Origin of the sequence: Pseudoalteromonas sp. SIMBA_162, assembly GCF_046535955.1 — a bacterium.
Taxonomy (GTDB): domain Bacteria; phylum Pseudomonadota; class Gammaproteobacteria; order Enterobacterales; family Alteromonadaceae; genus Pseudoalteromonas; species Pseudoalteromonas marina.
This window is the reverse complement of sequence record NZ_JAWJBQ010000019.1, coordinates 1-14904: the sequence shown is the minus strand read 5'-3', so window position 1 is coordinate 14904 and position 14904 is coordinate 1. Positions and strand designations below refer to the sequence as shown.

The 14904-nt window shown below is 38.8% G+C and carries 15 protein-coding genes and 1 pseudogene; 7 read left to right on the top strand and 9 right to left on the bottom strand.

The features are described 5' to 3' along the window. The first annotated feature begins 49 nt into the window (after positions 1-49). Together R0J88_RS14240 and R0J88_RS14235 are read left to right on the top strand one after the other, a co-directional pair. On the top strand, positions 50-2761 hold the full coding sequence (locus tag R0J88_RS14240) for an ATP-binding protein (protein WP_410900219.1): 2712 nt from the start codon (positions 50-52) through the stop codon (positions 2759-2761). Between the two features lie 221 nt (positions 2762-2982). Next, positions 2983-4122 (top strand): GNAT family N-acetyltransferase, encoded by a 1140-nt coding sequence (locus R0J88_RS14235; protein ID WP_410900218.1) that lies wholly within the window; start codon positions 2983-2985, stop codon positions 4120-4122. Here the strand turns inward: R0J88_RS14235 and R0J88_RS14230 are convergent. Then, positions 4099-4689, bottom strand: a complete 591-nt coding sequence (locus R0J88_RS14230) for a DUF938 domain-containing protein (protein ID WP_410900217.1) — start codon at positions 4687-4689, stop codon at positions 4099-4101. The genes R0J88_RS14235 and R0J88_RS14230 overlap by 24 nt on opposite strands. Positions 4690-4885: 196 nt before the next feature. Between R0J88_RS14230 and R0J88_RS14225 the strand changes: the two genes are divergently transcribed. The 5 genes and pseudogenes from R0J88_RS14225 to R0J88_RS14205 all read left to right on the top strand — a co-directional run bounded on the left by R0J88_RS14225 (position 4886) and on the right by R0J88_RS14205 (position 7881). Beyond that, positions 4886-5071, top strand: coding sequence for a hypothetical protein (locus tag R0J88_RS14225; protein WP_010558102.1), 186 nt, complete (start codon positions 4886-4888; stop codon positions 5069-5071). A gap of 94 nt (positions 5072-5165) precedes the next feature. After that, positions 5166-5461, top strand: a pseudogene (locus tag R0J88_RS14220) (hypothetical protein). Positions 5462-5472: 11 nt separating this feature from the next. Further along, positions 5473-6846 carry a class II fumarate hydratase gene (locus R0J88_RS14215; protein ID WP_410900216.1) on the top strand — a complete coding sequence of 458 codons (1374 nt, stop codon included), beginning with the start codon at positions 5473-5475 and terminating at the stop codon, positions 6844-6846. A 113-nt stretch (positions 6847-6959) separates the two neighbouring features. Next, positions 6960-7466 (top strand): hypothetical protein, encoded by a 507-nt coding sequence (locus R0J88_RS14210; RefSeq protein ID WP_410900215.1) that lies wholly within the window; start codon positions 6960-6962, stop codon positions 7464-7466. 10 nt (positions 7467-7476) lie between these two features. After that, entirely contained in the window at positions 7477-7881 is a 405-nt protein-coding gene (locus tag R0J88_RS14205; RefSeq protein ID WP_410900214.1) for a hypothetical protein, read from the top strand. Between the two features lie 29 nt (positions 7882-7910). On the opposite strand, the gene R0J88_RS14200 is transcribed toward R0J88_RS14205, so the two are convergent. The 8 genes from R0J88_RS14200 to R0J88_RS14165 all read right to left on the bottom strand — a co-directional run bounded on the left by R0J88_RS14200 (position 7911) and on the right by R0J88_RS14165 (position 14108). Next, positions 7911-8096 (bottom strand): hypothetical protein, encoded by a 186-nt coding sequence (locus tag R0J88_RS14200; protein WP_410900213.1) that lies wholly within the window; start codon positions 8094-8096, stop codon positions 7911-7913. 189 nt (positions 8097-8285) lie between these two features. Continuing rightward, entirely contained in the window at positions 8286-8606 is a 321-nt protein-coding gene (locus R0J88_RS14195; protein WP_006793821.1) for a hypothetical protein, read from the bottom strand. Then, positions 8603-9241: a DUF4178 domain-containing protein gene (locus R0J88_RS14190; RefSeq protein WP_058405886.1), complete on the bottom strand. Its 639-nt coding sequence runs from the start codon at positions 9239-9241 to the stop codon at positions 8603-8605. Before R0J88_RS14190 ends, R0J88_RS14195 begins: the two co-directional genes overlap by 4 nt. Before the next feature lie 73 nt (positions 9242-9314). Next, complete coding sequence (locus tag R0J88_RS14185; RefSeq protein ID WP_006793819.1) at positions 9315-10007, bottom strand: PspA/IM30 family protein; 693 nt, start codon at positions 10005-10007, stop codon at positions 9315-9317. Positions 10008-10031: 24 nt separating this feature from the next. Continuing rightward, positions 10032-10445 (bottom strand): YjfI family protein, encoded by a 414-nt coding sequence (locus R0J88_RS14180; protein ID WP_006793818.1) that lies wholly within the window; start codon positions 10443-10445, stop codon positions 10032-10034. Positions 10446-10525: 80 nt separating this feature from the next. After that, on the bottom strand, positions 10526-12247 hold the full coding sequence (locus R0J88_RS14175) for a polyamine aminopropyltransferase (RefSeq protein WP_410900212.1): 1722 nt from the start codon (positions 12245-12247) through the stop codon (positions 10526-10528). Between the two features lie 3 nt (positions 12248-12250). After that, positions 12251-13150 (bottom strand): DUF350 domain-containing protein, encoded by a 900-nt coding sequence (locus R0J88_RS14170; RefSeq protein WP_410900211.1) that lies wholly within the window; start codon positions 13148-13150, stop codon positions 12251-12253. A gap of 25 nt (positions 13151-13175) precedes the next feature. Beyond that, entirely contained in the window at positions 13176-14108 is a 933-nt protein-coding gene (locus tag R0J88_RS14165) for a CHAD domain-containing protein (protein ID WP_410900210.1), read from the bottom strand. Positions 14109-14904 lie beyond the last annotated feature (796 nt).

The window sequence follows — 14904 nt, the reverse complement described above, 5'->3', positions numbered from 1 at the left end:
TAGCTATACTAATATTTTAAAAACCAAAACATAAATATATGGATATTATGTGAAAATATTCGCCTCAAACTCTCAATCAATTATTTTCTACATATTATTTGCCCTCGCTTATTATTTACTGGGTGTTGGGCTTACTGCGTTTGCATTTAACTCGCAAATAGTCCCTATCTGGCTACCGGCAGGTATTGCTTTAGTTGGTTGCTATATATGGTGGTGGCGTTTTATACCCCCTTTATTTGCCGCAGCAATTTTATTTAACTTAACCATATTTGACCACTCGGCACATGAATTAATGCTCGTGGGAAACACGTTTAACCAAGCCATGTACATTGCCTTTGGCGTGATCCTTCAAGCTATGACAGGCGCTGCGCTATTAAAGTATTGGCTGGGAAATCCTCTCTACTTTAGCAAACGTAAAAATATTGCTTACTTTATTGCTGTAGTCGCTGTTTTAGTAAGCTTAATTTCGTCAAATATTGGTGTATATGCATTAAGTCACTTTAACCCACTCTACAACGTAAACAACCATTGGCAACACGTCACTTATTGGTGGTTTGGGGATATCCTTGGAGTACTCATTGCTTCTCCTTTTCTATTGTCGTTACTGCCCAAAGCATCAGGGCAACGCAAAGTCTTTGCCTTTGAAACCATTGCTGTGTGCTCTATTTTGTTTATATCTGTAGCACTTACGGCAAAACTTTATGAGCGTGAAAATAGCAAAAACACAATTAAAATTGCAGAGCGAGAAGTTGAAGTTATTGAAAACAGTTTATACAGGTATATAAATCAAAGTATTATCGCCGTGCAAAGCTTAGCAAGCCAAGTACAATCATCACCTGAGTTTAATGAGCAAGACTTTTACGCGTCAGCAAATAAGCTACTAGAAAAACATTCATTTATTAAAGCATTGTCTTGGAATGTACAAATAACACAAGCGCAGCGCCAAACACTAAGCAATATAATGTCAACAATTTATCGGCAAAATATAAACATTGTTGGTGATCCTCTCGAAGATGATGACCCTCTAGTAGTCGTTAAATACATAGCACCCTTAAAAAGTAACCAAAATGCTATTGGCTTTAATGTATATTCAAACCCAGATAGAAAAGCATCTTTGCAAAATCCAGCTATCAAATATTTACCTATCAGTACTAAAATCATTCAATTAGTCCAAACAAAAACGCCAACACCCGCCTATCTACTATTTGCGCCTGTTTATGGTCAAAATGAAAATATAAAGGGTTATGCCACCGGTGTATTTTTGGCGCATAAAATTATTGAACAAGCTATTACACAACAGCAATTTGAAATGTTTTCTATTGATGTGTTTGAAGATGAAAATAAACCCGCTTTTTACAGTAACGACTCTCAAAACTTTAAGCAAGCAACCCAAAGCCAGTTAATGTCATTCAATATTAACTTTGGAGGGCAACAATGGATAATAAAATTAGCACTTAAAGAAAACTACGTTTCTCAGCAAAACATTGAAATGTCTTTATTTTTACTTATGCTGCAAACCGCTGTGTGTTTACTTATTATTGTAGTGTTAATGCTATTTAACCAGCAGCAACTAGAGCTTAGCCGCCAAGTTGCAGAACGAACAAGCTCGCTTGTAAAAGCCAAAAAACAGTCTGACTTAGCCAATAGCGCTAAAAGCCAATTTTTAGCTAATATGAGTCACGAAATACGCACCCCATTAAATGCCATTATTGGCCTATCGTCACTTGCAAAAAAAGGTGATGATGCTCAAAAACTGTTCAGCTACATTAAAAAAATTTACTCCTCTTCAAACAGCCTATTAAACCTAATAAACGACATTCTTGATATTTCAAAAATAGAGTCACAACATTTAATACTAGAGTCCATTGCGTTTGATCCAAAAGTACTTGTAACGCGCATTGACACTATGTTTGAGCAAAGTGCGAAAAATAAAAACATTGAGTGGATGGTCAAATGTAATTTACCTGTTGATACCTGGTTTGTAGGCGATGCAATGCGCATAGAACAAGTACTACTTAACTTATGTAGTAATGCGATTAAATTTACTAACGAAGGAAGCGTTACGCTCGATATAGATACAGAGTTTGTGTCTGCCAATAAGGTAAAACTAAGCATTGCAGTATCAGATACTGGCATAGGTATTGAAAAAAACCAACACAACACCTTATTTAACGCGTTTACCCAAGCTGACAGCTCAACCTCACGAAAATTTGGTGGTACTGGCCTTGGTTTAACAATAGCTAAAGAATTATGTTTGCTAATGGGGGGAACACTTAATTTAAAAAGCGAGTTGGGTGAAGGGTCAACCTTTACGTTTGCCGTTAACTTAACAACAACAGAGCCTGATATAGAGCCAGAAGCCATATCAAAAGATATTGATATTACGTCTTTAAATATTTTGGTCGCAGAAGACAATCCTGTGAATCAAATGGTAATAAAAGCGATGTTGGGATCTTTAGGTATCATTCCTCACTTGGTTGAAAATGGTGAAGAGGCTGTAAATATAATCAAAGAACAACATTTTGATTTAGTACTAATGGATTGCCAGATGCCTGTTATGGATGGCTATAAAGCAACAGAATTAGTTCGAGCGTTTAAATCGCAACATACATTACCCATCATTGCGCTAACAGCAGATGCCATGCCAGAAGATAAAATTAAAGCTAAAAAAGCAGGCTTTAACGAACATTTAGCAAAACCCATAGAACTTGCAAAACTGACCGAGTGCTTGAGTCAGTTTGTAAAAACAGTTACTAAATAGCACCCAAAAAATTGTTACCATCACGCTACGTGACTGAGTTATTATGTTTTCGCGTGGCGTATAATCACACAATTAGCCTAATCGCATCGTGAAACACCGCTTTAATAAGTGACTATTAAAAGCTCTGAAAAAATAAATTGAAGCTTAGAAGTAAAATAAGTGCCAATGGAATTACAAATTAGAGCCACAATTAAGCACTCAATATTTACAAGGTCGACATCATGAAAAGCTTTTCTCATCGATGGTTTAAAAATATTAATGAAATAGACCAAGCGCAATGGCATGCTTTTTTTGGTGATGAACCTTTTACTCAACATACCTTTTTATACACCTTAGAGCAAAGCCAATGTGTAACACAGCAAAGTGGCTGGCAGCCCTATCATTTAGCTGTATATGAAGGGAGTAACTTAATTGCGCTTGCACCTGGTTATGTAAAAAGCCATTCTTATGGTGAGTATGTATTTGATTGGGCATGGGCTGAAGCATATGAAAAAAATGGTTTGCATTACTATCCTAAATGGCTATCAGGTGTGCCATTTAGCCCAATTGAAGGTAAACGTATTGCCATTCATCATACAAACCACACCGCCGTATACAACTATATTACAGAGCAACTCTGCACACATAGCATTGAGCAAGGATGGTCTGGTTGGCATATAAACTTTTGCGATCAAACACAAGCAACATTACTCACTAAGCAGCACGCGATGCTCAGAGAGGGCGTTCAATTTCAATGGTTTAATAAAGGGTTTGATACTTTTGACGACTTTTTATCAACGCTAAACTCGCGTAAACGTAGATCGCTAAAAAAAGAACGCGCTAAAATAATACACCAAAATATTGCTATTGAATGGCTAAAGGGTTCAGATATCACACCTGAAATAATGCAGCTGTTTTGCGAATTTTATCAGCGCACCTATCTAAAACGTTCAGGGCATTTAGGCTATCTAAACAGTGAATTTTTTACCCTTTTGCATGCACTTATGGCATCGCAGCTGGTTATTATGCTTGCCAAAAAAGACGGTCAAGTCATCGCTGCAACACTCAGTTTAATTGGTGAAAACACTCTTTACGGCAGGTACTGGGGGGCAAGCGAAAATATTGACGCACTTCACTTTGAGCTATGTTATTACCAAGGTATAGAGTTTGCCATTAAACATAAACTCGGCTGCTTTCATTCAGGTGCACAAGGGGAGCATAAAATAGCGAGGGGGTTTGAACCCGTTACTACTTTTTCAGCCCACCATATTGTTAACAATGACTTTAGCAGTGCTATTGAGGATTACCTGTCTCGAGAGCGCCAGCATATTGCACTTTACAAAGCACATTGCACATCGTTATTGCCGTTTAAAAACGAGTAACTGGTTATTAGCAGGCATAGCATGATCGCTCATAAGCGAAAGCCCTGCTTGCTTGGCCAATAATAAAACAGCTTCAAAATCTCTTATACCACTTAAATGATCTCGCTCAGTTAAAAAGGCGCAAAACTCTTGATTACTTTGGCTAGTGTACTCACCTTTGTACTTAAAAGGACCATAAATACACACAATCCCCTCATCATTTAAGTGACGTTTAACCCCGTCAAAAAAACGTTCAACTAATAACCAACTTACAATATGAAATGTATTCGCAGTATATATTGCATCTACTTTTTCGATAGGCCAAGGCTGGTTTAAATCAAGCTCAATAGGGGCATGTAAATTAGCTAAATTCACTTCACTATGCCATAGCCTAATACCTTCATGATTAATGACACGATCACTTGTATACCATTGTAGATAAGGTAATTTTTCAGCAAAAAACACACTATGCTGACCTGTTCCAGAACCAACTTCTAATACTGTTTTAACGTTTTTTAACGCGCTGTTTAAATGCTCTAAAATAGGGCCTTTATTGTTTTCACATGCTTGTGAAAATGGCTTTGTCATTGAGTGCACCAAAATTGTGGATATTTGCACAATAGTAAAGCAAATTTGTAATATGTTGTCGTGACTAATTATGTTTTATTTATTAAGTTAATTATAATCATGTAGTTAGATATAGCAGGCTTGATTGGTATGTATTATGCAGCAACATAATTGACCCATTTAAGGGTTAATTAACTAATCACAAAAGGATAAAATTATGCATATGCCTCCCTATACCGCTGTTGATGCAGCAGTAGCTATCACCGAAAAAAGTACCGATGATCACAGTGAAACCCTTGATATGAGAGCAACAGTAATTGATTTACTTTCTCATCCAAAACATAATCAAAAGGCGATCACTAAACATGAGACAGACCAGATATTTATTCTCGGCTATAATTAAAATTCACGCCGTAGATAATTTTTATAATAACTATTTACACTGAAACCGATTGAATGTAATGATAACTATTATCATTAGTTGGATCGGTTTTTTTATGTCTTCAAATCACGCCTTACATAACTATCAACAAACTCTTGCATTTAATTGCAAAAGGCCAGGTCTGCATGATCCAATGCTTGTCGCTCATTATATAGACGCACACACAATGAAATTATAAATAAAATGTGCGACCCTCTTACTCATAATGCAATTCGCAAACAATGCCTACACCAGCTACACAAACCATTACTTGCATTAAAGCGTTTCTACATAAGCCACAATAGTCGTGCTAAATTTTTATTACTTGAGCGTGAAGCTCGTATTCTTAGTCACGAATTCAACCCTTTTTAAGGAGCAGATCAATGAGCAACTTTAGAACAGAATCAGACAGTATGGGCGGGTTACAAGTACCTGTTAACGCTTTATATCAAGCGCAAACGCAGCGCGCTGTTAATAACTTTGCTATTAGCTCCCTTACTATGCCAGCGCAATTTATAAAAGCACTGGCATATATAAAACAAGCTGCAGCACAAAGTAACTATGAGCTAGGGCATCTTGATAAAACCAAGGCAACCGCAATAGAGCATGCTTGCCAAGCGATTATTAATGGTGAGCATTCTGATCAGTTTCCTGTTGATGTCTTTCAAACTGGCTCAGGAACTAGCTCTAATATGAACGCCAATGAAGTAATAGCAACTATTGCCAGTACTCAACAGGAGCCTGTACATCCCAATGATGATGTAAATATGGGGCAAAGCTCAAACGATGTAATCCCTACAGCTATCGCACTAAGCAGTGCTTTCGCGGTAAAAAAATCATTACTGCCCGCCCTTGAGAAGTTATCGCAACATTTAGAGAATAAAAAGAGCGAGATAGGCGCTATTGTTAAAACGGGTCGCACCCACTTAATGGACGCGATGCCTGTTACATTCGAGCAAACTCTTAATGCATGGCAATCTCAAATTAATCATGCTACTACGGGCATTGACCGTTCACTCGAACGGGTATGTGAGCTTGCACAAGGCGGCACAGCTGTTGGTACAGGTATTAATGCCGACCCAAAGTTTGCTGATGTATTTAGCAAGAACCTGACTAAAAATGTAGGTATACAGTTTTCGCCAAGCAATAACTTTTTTTACAATATTGGGTCGCAAGATGCCATTGTTGCACTATCTGGGCAATTAAAAGTACTCGCTGTAGCACAAATGAAAATAGCGAACGACCTACGCTGGATGAACTCAGGCCCTCTTGCAGGATTAGGCGAAATAGAACTTGAAGCCCTACAACCTGGCTCATCTATTATGCCGGGTAAAGTAAACCCAGTCATTCCAGAAGCGGCTGCGATGGTTAGCGCACAAGTGATTGGTAATGACGCCACAATTACCGTTGCTGGTCAATCTGGTAACTTTGAACTAAATGTTATGCTGCCCGTTATTGCCTATAATATTTTGCAAAGCATAGAGCTACTAACAAACAGCGCCAAAGCTTTGGCAGAAAAAGCCATAGCCACATTTATCGTAAATCAAGCTAACATTGACCGCGCTCTTGCCAAAAACCCTATTTTAGTGACTGCACTTAATCCGGTGATCGGTTACGAAAAAGCAGCCAAAATAGCCAAGCAAGCCTATAAAGAAGCCCGTCCTATTATTGATGTTGCCGAACAAGAAACTGACTTAGCACGTGAAGAGCTCGAAAAACTGCTCAACCCGACAAAGCTCACACAAGGTGGCTTGTAGTTTTTAAAAAGCCTTAAATACGGCTTTAATTACTTGATTATATAGTTTTTATTGCCGTAAAAAATGCACCGTGTATGATAGTGATGAATTATTCATCACTATCAAGGTATCTTATGCGCCCTGTATTATTAGCTCTTGTTTTACCCCTTTGTTTAAGTGCGTGTTTAGATAAAACACCAGCAGAAAAAGAATCAGTAACCACTGCTGAAGCAATAAAACCACAACAACAAACACTAAAAGAAACAACTCAAACAAAAAGTGACGTTGACGCACTTTCAAACTCAAGTGTTAAAGCGGTATCGGTTGAAGATATTACGACAGCTAAAACCCAATTAAACACGCTTATTGCTGACACCAGCTGCGATACAAGTATGCAATGTAAAGTTATTGCAGTAGGTAGTCGCGCCTGTGGTGGCCCTAGTAGCTTTGAAGTTTATTCAACTAAAACAGCAAAAGACGAGCAAGTAAAAACACTGAGCAAAACAATCACCGAGCTTGAAAGTAATTTTAATGCGCAAAAAGGAATGATGAGTATTTGCCAGCATTTAACAACACCAAGCACTCAGTGTGTTGAAAATAAATGTGTTAAACTTGAAGGCTCAGCGGTAAGTGTATTTTAAGGATAACAATATGAGTGGTTTGACATTGACAGTTAAATTATCAATTTTTAGTGTTGCTGCTAGCATTTTTTTACTCAGCGGTTGCTCAACAACAGCATCTGTAAATAGTGCTCAAGGGCAGAACTTGTCGGCTTTAAATAGCCAACTTGCCAATATTGTTGATAACAATGGCTGTACAGCAAGCTTTCAGTGTAAAGTACTTGAAGTAGGAGCACGAGCGTGTGGCGGGCCGAGTAAATATGCTGTTTATTCAACGCTAAATACCCCTCAAGAGCAAGCAGAAAGCATTGCAAAGCAGATCACCGAACAAGAAAAAAGTCAAAATGAGCAACAATCACTAACTGATTGCTTACCGGTTATTGAAGTACAATCGCTGTGTATTAACCAGCAATGCCAATCAATCGATATTAACTAATATATAAAGTGTTAAGGGGTATTTCAGCGTTAACTTAAATACGGAATAAGCGCTGAAATAACCACGACTAACAGCACGCATATCCCTGCTTTAAGTATGTACTTCATTGGCATGGTTTTTAGTACCCAGTATGCATATATAAAACGCACAAAATAACTTGCTGCAGTACCAAATAAAGCAAAAATAATTAGGTAAGTAATCAGTATAATATTCAAAGCAGTACTTCTTTATAGTTGTTACCTTTAGTGTAAGGGCTTAATACAAAGAACGCAAAAGCACTGCTTTTCAATTCATTAGCTTTTGATAAAAAATTTAAAAGCACATTGAAGTAGCGATCTATTTGATCTTATTTTTTAGCTAAAATAACTGCCTAACATGCTTTTATATGCCAGGATTTAGGTCAACTACTTAGCTTTTTTAGTATGCGCAATTAAAAGCTCTGCTACTTGTTGTTTTACCGCGCGCTTATCTTCGCTTGGTACATCAAAGCGGCTCGCTAGTTGCGCTATCTCATCATCATTCAAATTGAACGATAATCGCTGACGAGTTTTTTTTGACTTTACATCTAAGCCAAGTATTTTGCGGATCATATCTGATGGCGTGAGCTCTTGGTCAATTGCTTGCTTTTTTATTTGCTTTTGAACATCGCTACTTAAATCAAATGCCATTTGTGTAGCACGCACGGCCTGCTCTTGGCGTAACCACTTATCTTTAGCATCACTCACTTTGCGTCTCCAGGAAATAAATCCACAATATCGGTAATTGGACGCGTAAGTGTTAATGACACTTCGGTTTCGCCGCCATCCCAAATTTCAATGTTTAGACTATGCCCCTCATCTGGCGATGCTAAACATATCATTTCACAGGGCTCGCCACCGTCTTGCTCATAGCGAGGTAGGCTTTGACCACGAAAGTCTTTATTATGAAAATAACAAACAAACGGCGATTCAGTTTGTTGGTAACTTTTAGCCAAAAACTGCATAAAACGCTCAGGAGTATTTTTAACTGCAATATGCGTTAACGACTCTTCATCAAAAATACGAGCAAATTCATCTAAGGTGAAAATATCATCTACTTCATCTCGTTGAACTTTTATCGAAAAATTAGCCCATTGCTCGCCGTCTTCTTGTGCTATTTGTAAAAACACAACTTGACCACTGTTTGTCTCAAGTACAAACTCAGTATCACTACTGTGCTGATATTGATAAGTTTGCACATCAATAACACGCAATGTTTGTCCTTTTAACCACGAAGGATAAGCAAACGAATCTATAACGGTAAACATGTCACCTTTTTTAAGCTCACTTGCATGGTTAAGCTGACGTTCTGGCTCTTTTTTAGATTTGAAAAAATTAAACATAATAAAGCATCCCTTAAGCAAAAAAGGTAACTAAGCGACGCTTAATTACCTTTTATTATAAATGTACGAACTATTAGCCGTTTTGCTTGGCTTTAATGCGCGCTAAAATATCGGCACTTTTTGGGCTTGTGTCGCCAATGCCTGCTTCAGCCATTTTCGCTTTTAAATCATCGCCATTAACTTCTGACTCAAGCTCTTTTGCAGCACCTAACTGATCGCTACGGTCTTGTTGACGCTGTTTAATACGCTCTAGTGATTGTCGAGCTGAGGTCATCGACGAGCTATTAGTATTAAGGGTGCTGTTAACAGCCATTGTTGCTTGCTGTACGCTTTCTGTGGTTTTAACCATAGTAAGCTGACGTTGATTTTCTTTAATCGACTTTTCAGCGTCTTTAACTTGCTGCTTGAGCGTTACAATGTGGTTGCTAAAACCTGCTAATACTTGCTCGTTTTCAGCTTTTTCAGCTTCAAAATCGCCAATTTTTTCTGCAATTTCTAATGCTAAGGCTTCGTTGCCTTTTTCAAGTGCTTGGCCTGCATACGCTTCGTGTTCAGCAATTGATGCATCTACGGCGCTAATTTTTCGCTTAGTTTGCATTTCTTTAGCCATTACTTCTGTCAGGCTTTTTTTAGCACGGTGAAGTGCATTTTGTGCATCAGCGATTTCTTGTTCAAAAATACGGATACCATTTGCATCTACAATTGCTTCGCCCGCTTCACGAGCGCCGCCACGTACTGCTGTAAATAATTTTTTTAAAATACTCATAATCTTAACTCCACTAACTAATTACTAATCGTTTAAATACAAGGTCACGGCTTCTAGTGCATCAATAGCGTTGTCAGCTAATGTCACTAGCTCGTGGGTAACATCATCTAATGATGAGTTGACCGACAGTGCACCAAAAATCGCGTATTTATTATCGATTTTAGCGAATGCACTTAGTGGAATTGGCACGTTTAAACGTAACAATGTTTCGTTTAACTCGTTGCGTAATTCACTTTTCACTTCGTCTTCGCCAAACAAGTAGCTAATACATAACAACTGCTCTTGAGTTTGCGTAACAAAAATTGGAAGTTCATCATTTCCATCAACAATGACTTGTAAAACATCTTGCTCACCTGGATTGGCAATCAAGAAAGACTCAAAGTTAGCGCCTTCAGTTTCAAAAGAAGCTAATTTTATTGAAAGTTCGTTTAATTCCATGTCTCTGCCTTTGTGTTGTTTGACATATTATGTCTGAGTTAAGATTCGCACGGTAGACATATTATGTCAACCATGTTTTGTTAGTTTTTATACAATTCACTCTCTATTTGCCATGCTGAACGGTAATAATCATAAAGCTGCCCAGAACCTAACCTATTGACCTCAATATCATTTATTTGTTCAAAATACTGATTAGGGAATACAAAACTTGCTAGTAAATATTTTTTACTTATCCATCGTGACGATACCGGCATTTCACCTATGTTATTTATTCGTGCACTGGCTGGTTGACCCATTTTGGTAGCAATTGTCCACCCCCACTGACCAAACGATGGAATATTTTGTTGGTATTGCTCCACGTGATCAAACCCGGCAGCCTTAACAGTTTTAGCTATACTCAAAAACGCCTTTTTTGCATGATATGGCGACGTTGATTGCACAGCCATAGCCCCATCAGGAGCTAGTAATTGACGTACATGATTATAAAAATAATCGCTGTATAGCTTATTTAGGTCAGGATGATTCGGATCAGGTAAATCAATAATAACAGTGTCAAACTGTTTGTTTTGATCGAGTAATTTCTCAACCTCTAAAAAAGCATCACCCACAATTATGTTAGCTTTGGGGTCTTTCATTGAGTCGTTGTTGAGGTTTATTAATCGCTGCGTGATGGCTTCGGGCGGGGTAAACTTATCGTCTTCGTGGCCAAATAGGTTGAGTAACTGTCCGTCTAAATCAATTAAAGTGACTTCGTTTACCGACCATTTTAGTACATCCCTTAATGCTAAACCGTCACCCCCGCCAATAATTAGCACCTTATCATGTCGGTTAGAGGCAAGCATAGCCGGATAAACTAGCATTGAATGGTATATTTGTTCGTCAACACTGGAGAACTGTAAGCGACCATTTAAGTACAGGTCGGTAATAGGTTGCGGTTGATTTTTGCTAAGTCGTTCTGTTAATACAACATGCTGATATTTAGTCGCTTGAGAATAAATAACTTTATCTTTATATAAGACGTTGCTTAGGCTATTCATCCAACTGCTGCCGAGCACTAAAATAAAGCCAAACAGCACAAGTAGTAAAATATGGCAAACCAATAAGGCTTTTGCAAAGCGAACATGGGCATGGTAGCGCCATAAAAAAGCAAGCCCTGCAATAATATTAAATAAAGCGGTCCATGCAGCAGCTTGCATGATAGGCATAGCCAACATTATGCTTACCCAAATTGCTGCGCCAATACCTGCCCCAATGTAGTCTGCACCATAAATAGTTCCTGCATTGTTTTCTAAAAACCGCCCGTACACATGTTGGCGAATACGCGCAATAAGCGGTATTTCCATACCAATAAACAGCCCTAATACTAAGCCAAATACATACGGCAAAAAGCGCGACCATTCTTGCAGCTTTTGAAATACGTAACCATTGAGCACAACATCAGGGGGCAGATTAAAAATACTTGAAAATAAATGAGGAAGTGAATAACTAACTGCAATAACGCTTGCTATGGCTAAAATACAGCCCATACCAATCAAAGCTATAATGCTTTCTAGCCAAGCAAATGCGGTGAACGCATCTTTAAACCAACGCGCTAAAAATGCCCCTAGCCCCATAGCTACTATCATGGTGCCAATCATGGCGTAAATAGCACTTTCTACAGAGCCTAGTACTCGGCCGGCATAGTGAGAGAGTAGGTACTCATAAATAAGGCCGCACCCAGCGAGCACAGCCATAACAGTGATAAGTAATATATCGTGCCCAAGTAAGCGAGACTTACTTGGGCTTTGAGTTGTTGATGACACGAATTATGCGCCTAATAATGTTGCCATTGTGATGCCTACGGCAAACGATACAGCGGCAGAAATAGCTGCTACACCCACATTTTTTTGACGATTAACCTCATCAGAAATATCACAACCCGATAAAATTATTTTAATAGTCACCAAGTGCAAAATAATAAACGCAACCAAGCTCACAATTGCACTAACAGCCCAAAACAATAAACTAGCATTAATATTATCAGCAGCATACGGTGCAACACCTGTTGCCGCTGTGATTGCTAATGCACTCCCCACTAAATAACCAGCGTAACGAATACCAACAGCTAAGTTATCATCAATAATAGCTTGTTGAAGACAGTCACCATTTTTATTTGTGCGTTTAAATAACATAACTCGGTACTGGCTCACAAACAACAGCACGATGCTACCAATAACAAAGGCAGCAATGACAATAGGTAAACCATGCCATCCCTCTGTAGCTACCCATAGCAGTGCTGAGCGAATGACAATTGCGACACTCACTACGTGGCCAAAATCAATAATAGAAGCAGTCACATTACCTTTAACTATTTCATCATGTAGGCTCACTTTACGCAGTGCAACTTTGTCTTGAAAAAAGTGACCAAGCTTAATTAACACAATGGCAAGCGCACCATAACCAAGCATTTGCAGTGCTTCTTGCTGAAGCGTTGCAGCAAATGCACCACTGCTTACACCGGTTAATACAATAGCCAGCGCAACCAAACCAGCAGCAAAACTAATACCAAAGGCAAAATTATCGCGCTCTGTTATTTCGTCATTGGCATGCAAATTTGAAACCCAGCCTTTTATATATTTAAGGCTAACAAATAGCAGCACAATTATTGCAAAGTCTATCGCTAAAGCTTGCAGCGACCACGTAGTTATTCCATTAAATTCATACATATTATTCTAACTCCAACTTTATTCTTTACTTACCACGGCTCACGCCACGAGAGGTTCTGCTTCCACTGTCACGAACCGAACCGGAGCTATTACTATAGCTACTTGATCGCGAGTAACTGCTACGGCTCTTAGGCGGTGTATAACTACTGCGACTTAACCCTGAAGCCCCCGCCTTTTTACTCGCATAAGGGCTTGTGAACTGCTTACCTTGACGTTGGTATGTTTGACGTGTGCGTGTTTCTAATGCGCTTTGTGTTTTAATTTGTTTAGGGCTTGAGTAGCGGTAACGGCCATAATCGTTGTAATAACTGTACTTACGGCGTTTACTCCAGCTTCCGTATTCAACCCTGTCAAATACATCTCCTAAAATACGGTACATGCCGTACCATTGCCAAAAGCTGATGCCACTGCTATTTGTTTGCCAGTTACCGTAGTTGGGATTACCCACCATCTGGTTACCTACCCCTTCACCCTCGGCTTGTTGGCTAATAGCACCAACGCGAGCTAGCGATCCTTTTGACATATCAGCAAGCATATTGATTGGATCAGTTAAAGCGTCAGAGAACAGTGAAGGTTTTGCAGCTTCACGTAAAAGATCGATGCTGTGCAACGTATCTTCGTATGGGGGGATTAAGTAAGTATTTTTAGTCTCTTTAAGTCGTTGTAATAAACCACTATAAAGTGCACCTTGGCGCGAAGCATCTAAAGTAATTACATCAACAACATTTGAAAGCTCTGGCTGTTGTTTTTTTAAAAGCGCACCATACTCTTTAAGTAACACAGCGTTACGTATACTGCCATTATCTAGCGCACTACCTAGCTGTGATAGCTCAGCATCCGCTTTTTTTATAGACTCTTGAATTGTTTGTTGTAGTTGCTCTTCTTTAGATTGACAACCCATAAGCACCGTAAACAAACAAAACAGGCTTATAAGTTTCCAAACTTTACTATTCGACATTCATGTCACCTGATTTACTAAATTAACACAGCTAGTCTTACACAGGTCACTTAGTAAGCCAAGAATGAAATTGCAACAAAATAAGAAGAGATGTAAAGAATAATACGTATAAAAAATACTACAGCTAAATGTAAAAGCTTATGATCTAAGCACTGGATATAACTAACTTAATTTTTACGCTGATTAAAATCTTTGAGGAGTGGATCGTAGCTTAGTGTTTACTTTATCCCAAACAGTAAAAAACCAGTCACATTGCTGTAACTGCTTTCTCGTATTTGGAGTCCGTGCGCTACGCAGTAGAATGTCGTGGAGCCCACAGCAGTGGAGAGCCACAGTGCAATGCTGAACTCTCATCGCTCAATGTATTGGATAGCTAGAATAATGTTCACAAAGAGGCGCTTCGCTTAAGAGACGCTGCGCTTTAGAGAAGGGAATGCTGAATATTACTTTTTTATAGACGTAAAAAAGCCCGACTATTACTAGTCGGGCTTTCTACAATTTGAAGCCTGGTAATGTCCTACTTTCACATAGTAAATACTACACTATCATTGGTCGGGGCTCGCCTTCGAGCTGTTTTGTTTGATGTATAGGAATACGAATGCCGTGAAGTACAGGATGTACGAGAACGGCCACTACTGAGTTCGGCATGGGCTCTTGGCTATTTTTATTAGACCCCAGACAGCAAAAAACCCGTCACATTGCTGTAACGGGTTTCGCTTATTTGAAGCCTGGTAATGTCCTACTTTCACATAGCAAATGCTACACTATCATCGGCGCTGTTTCGTTTCACTACTGA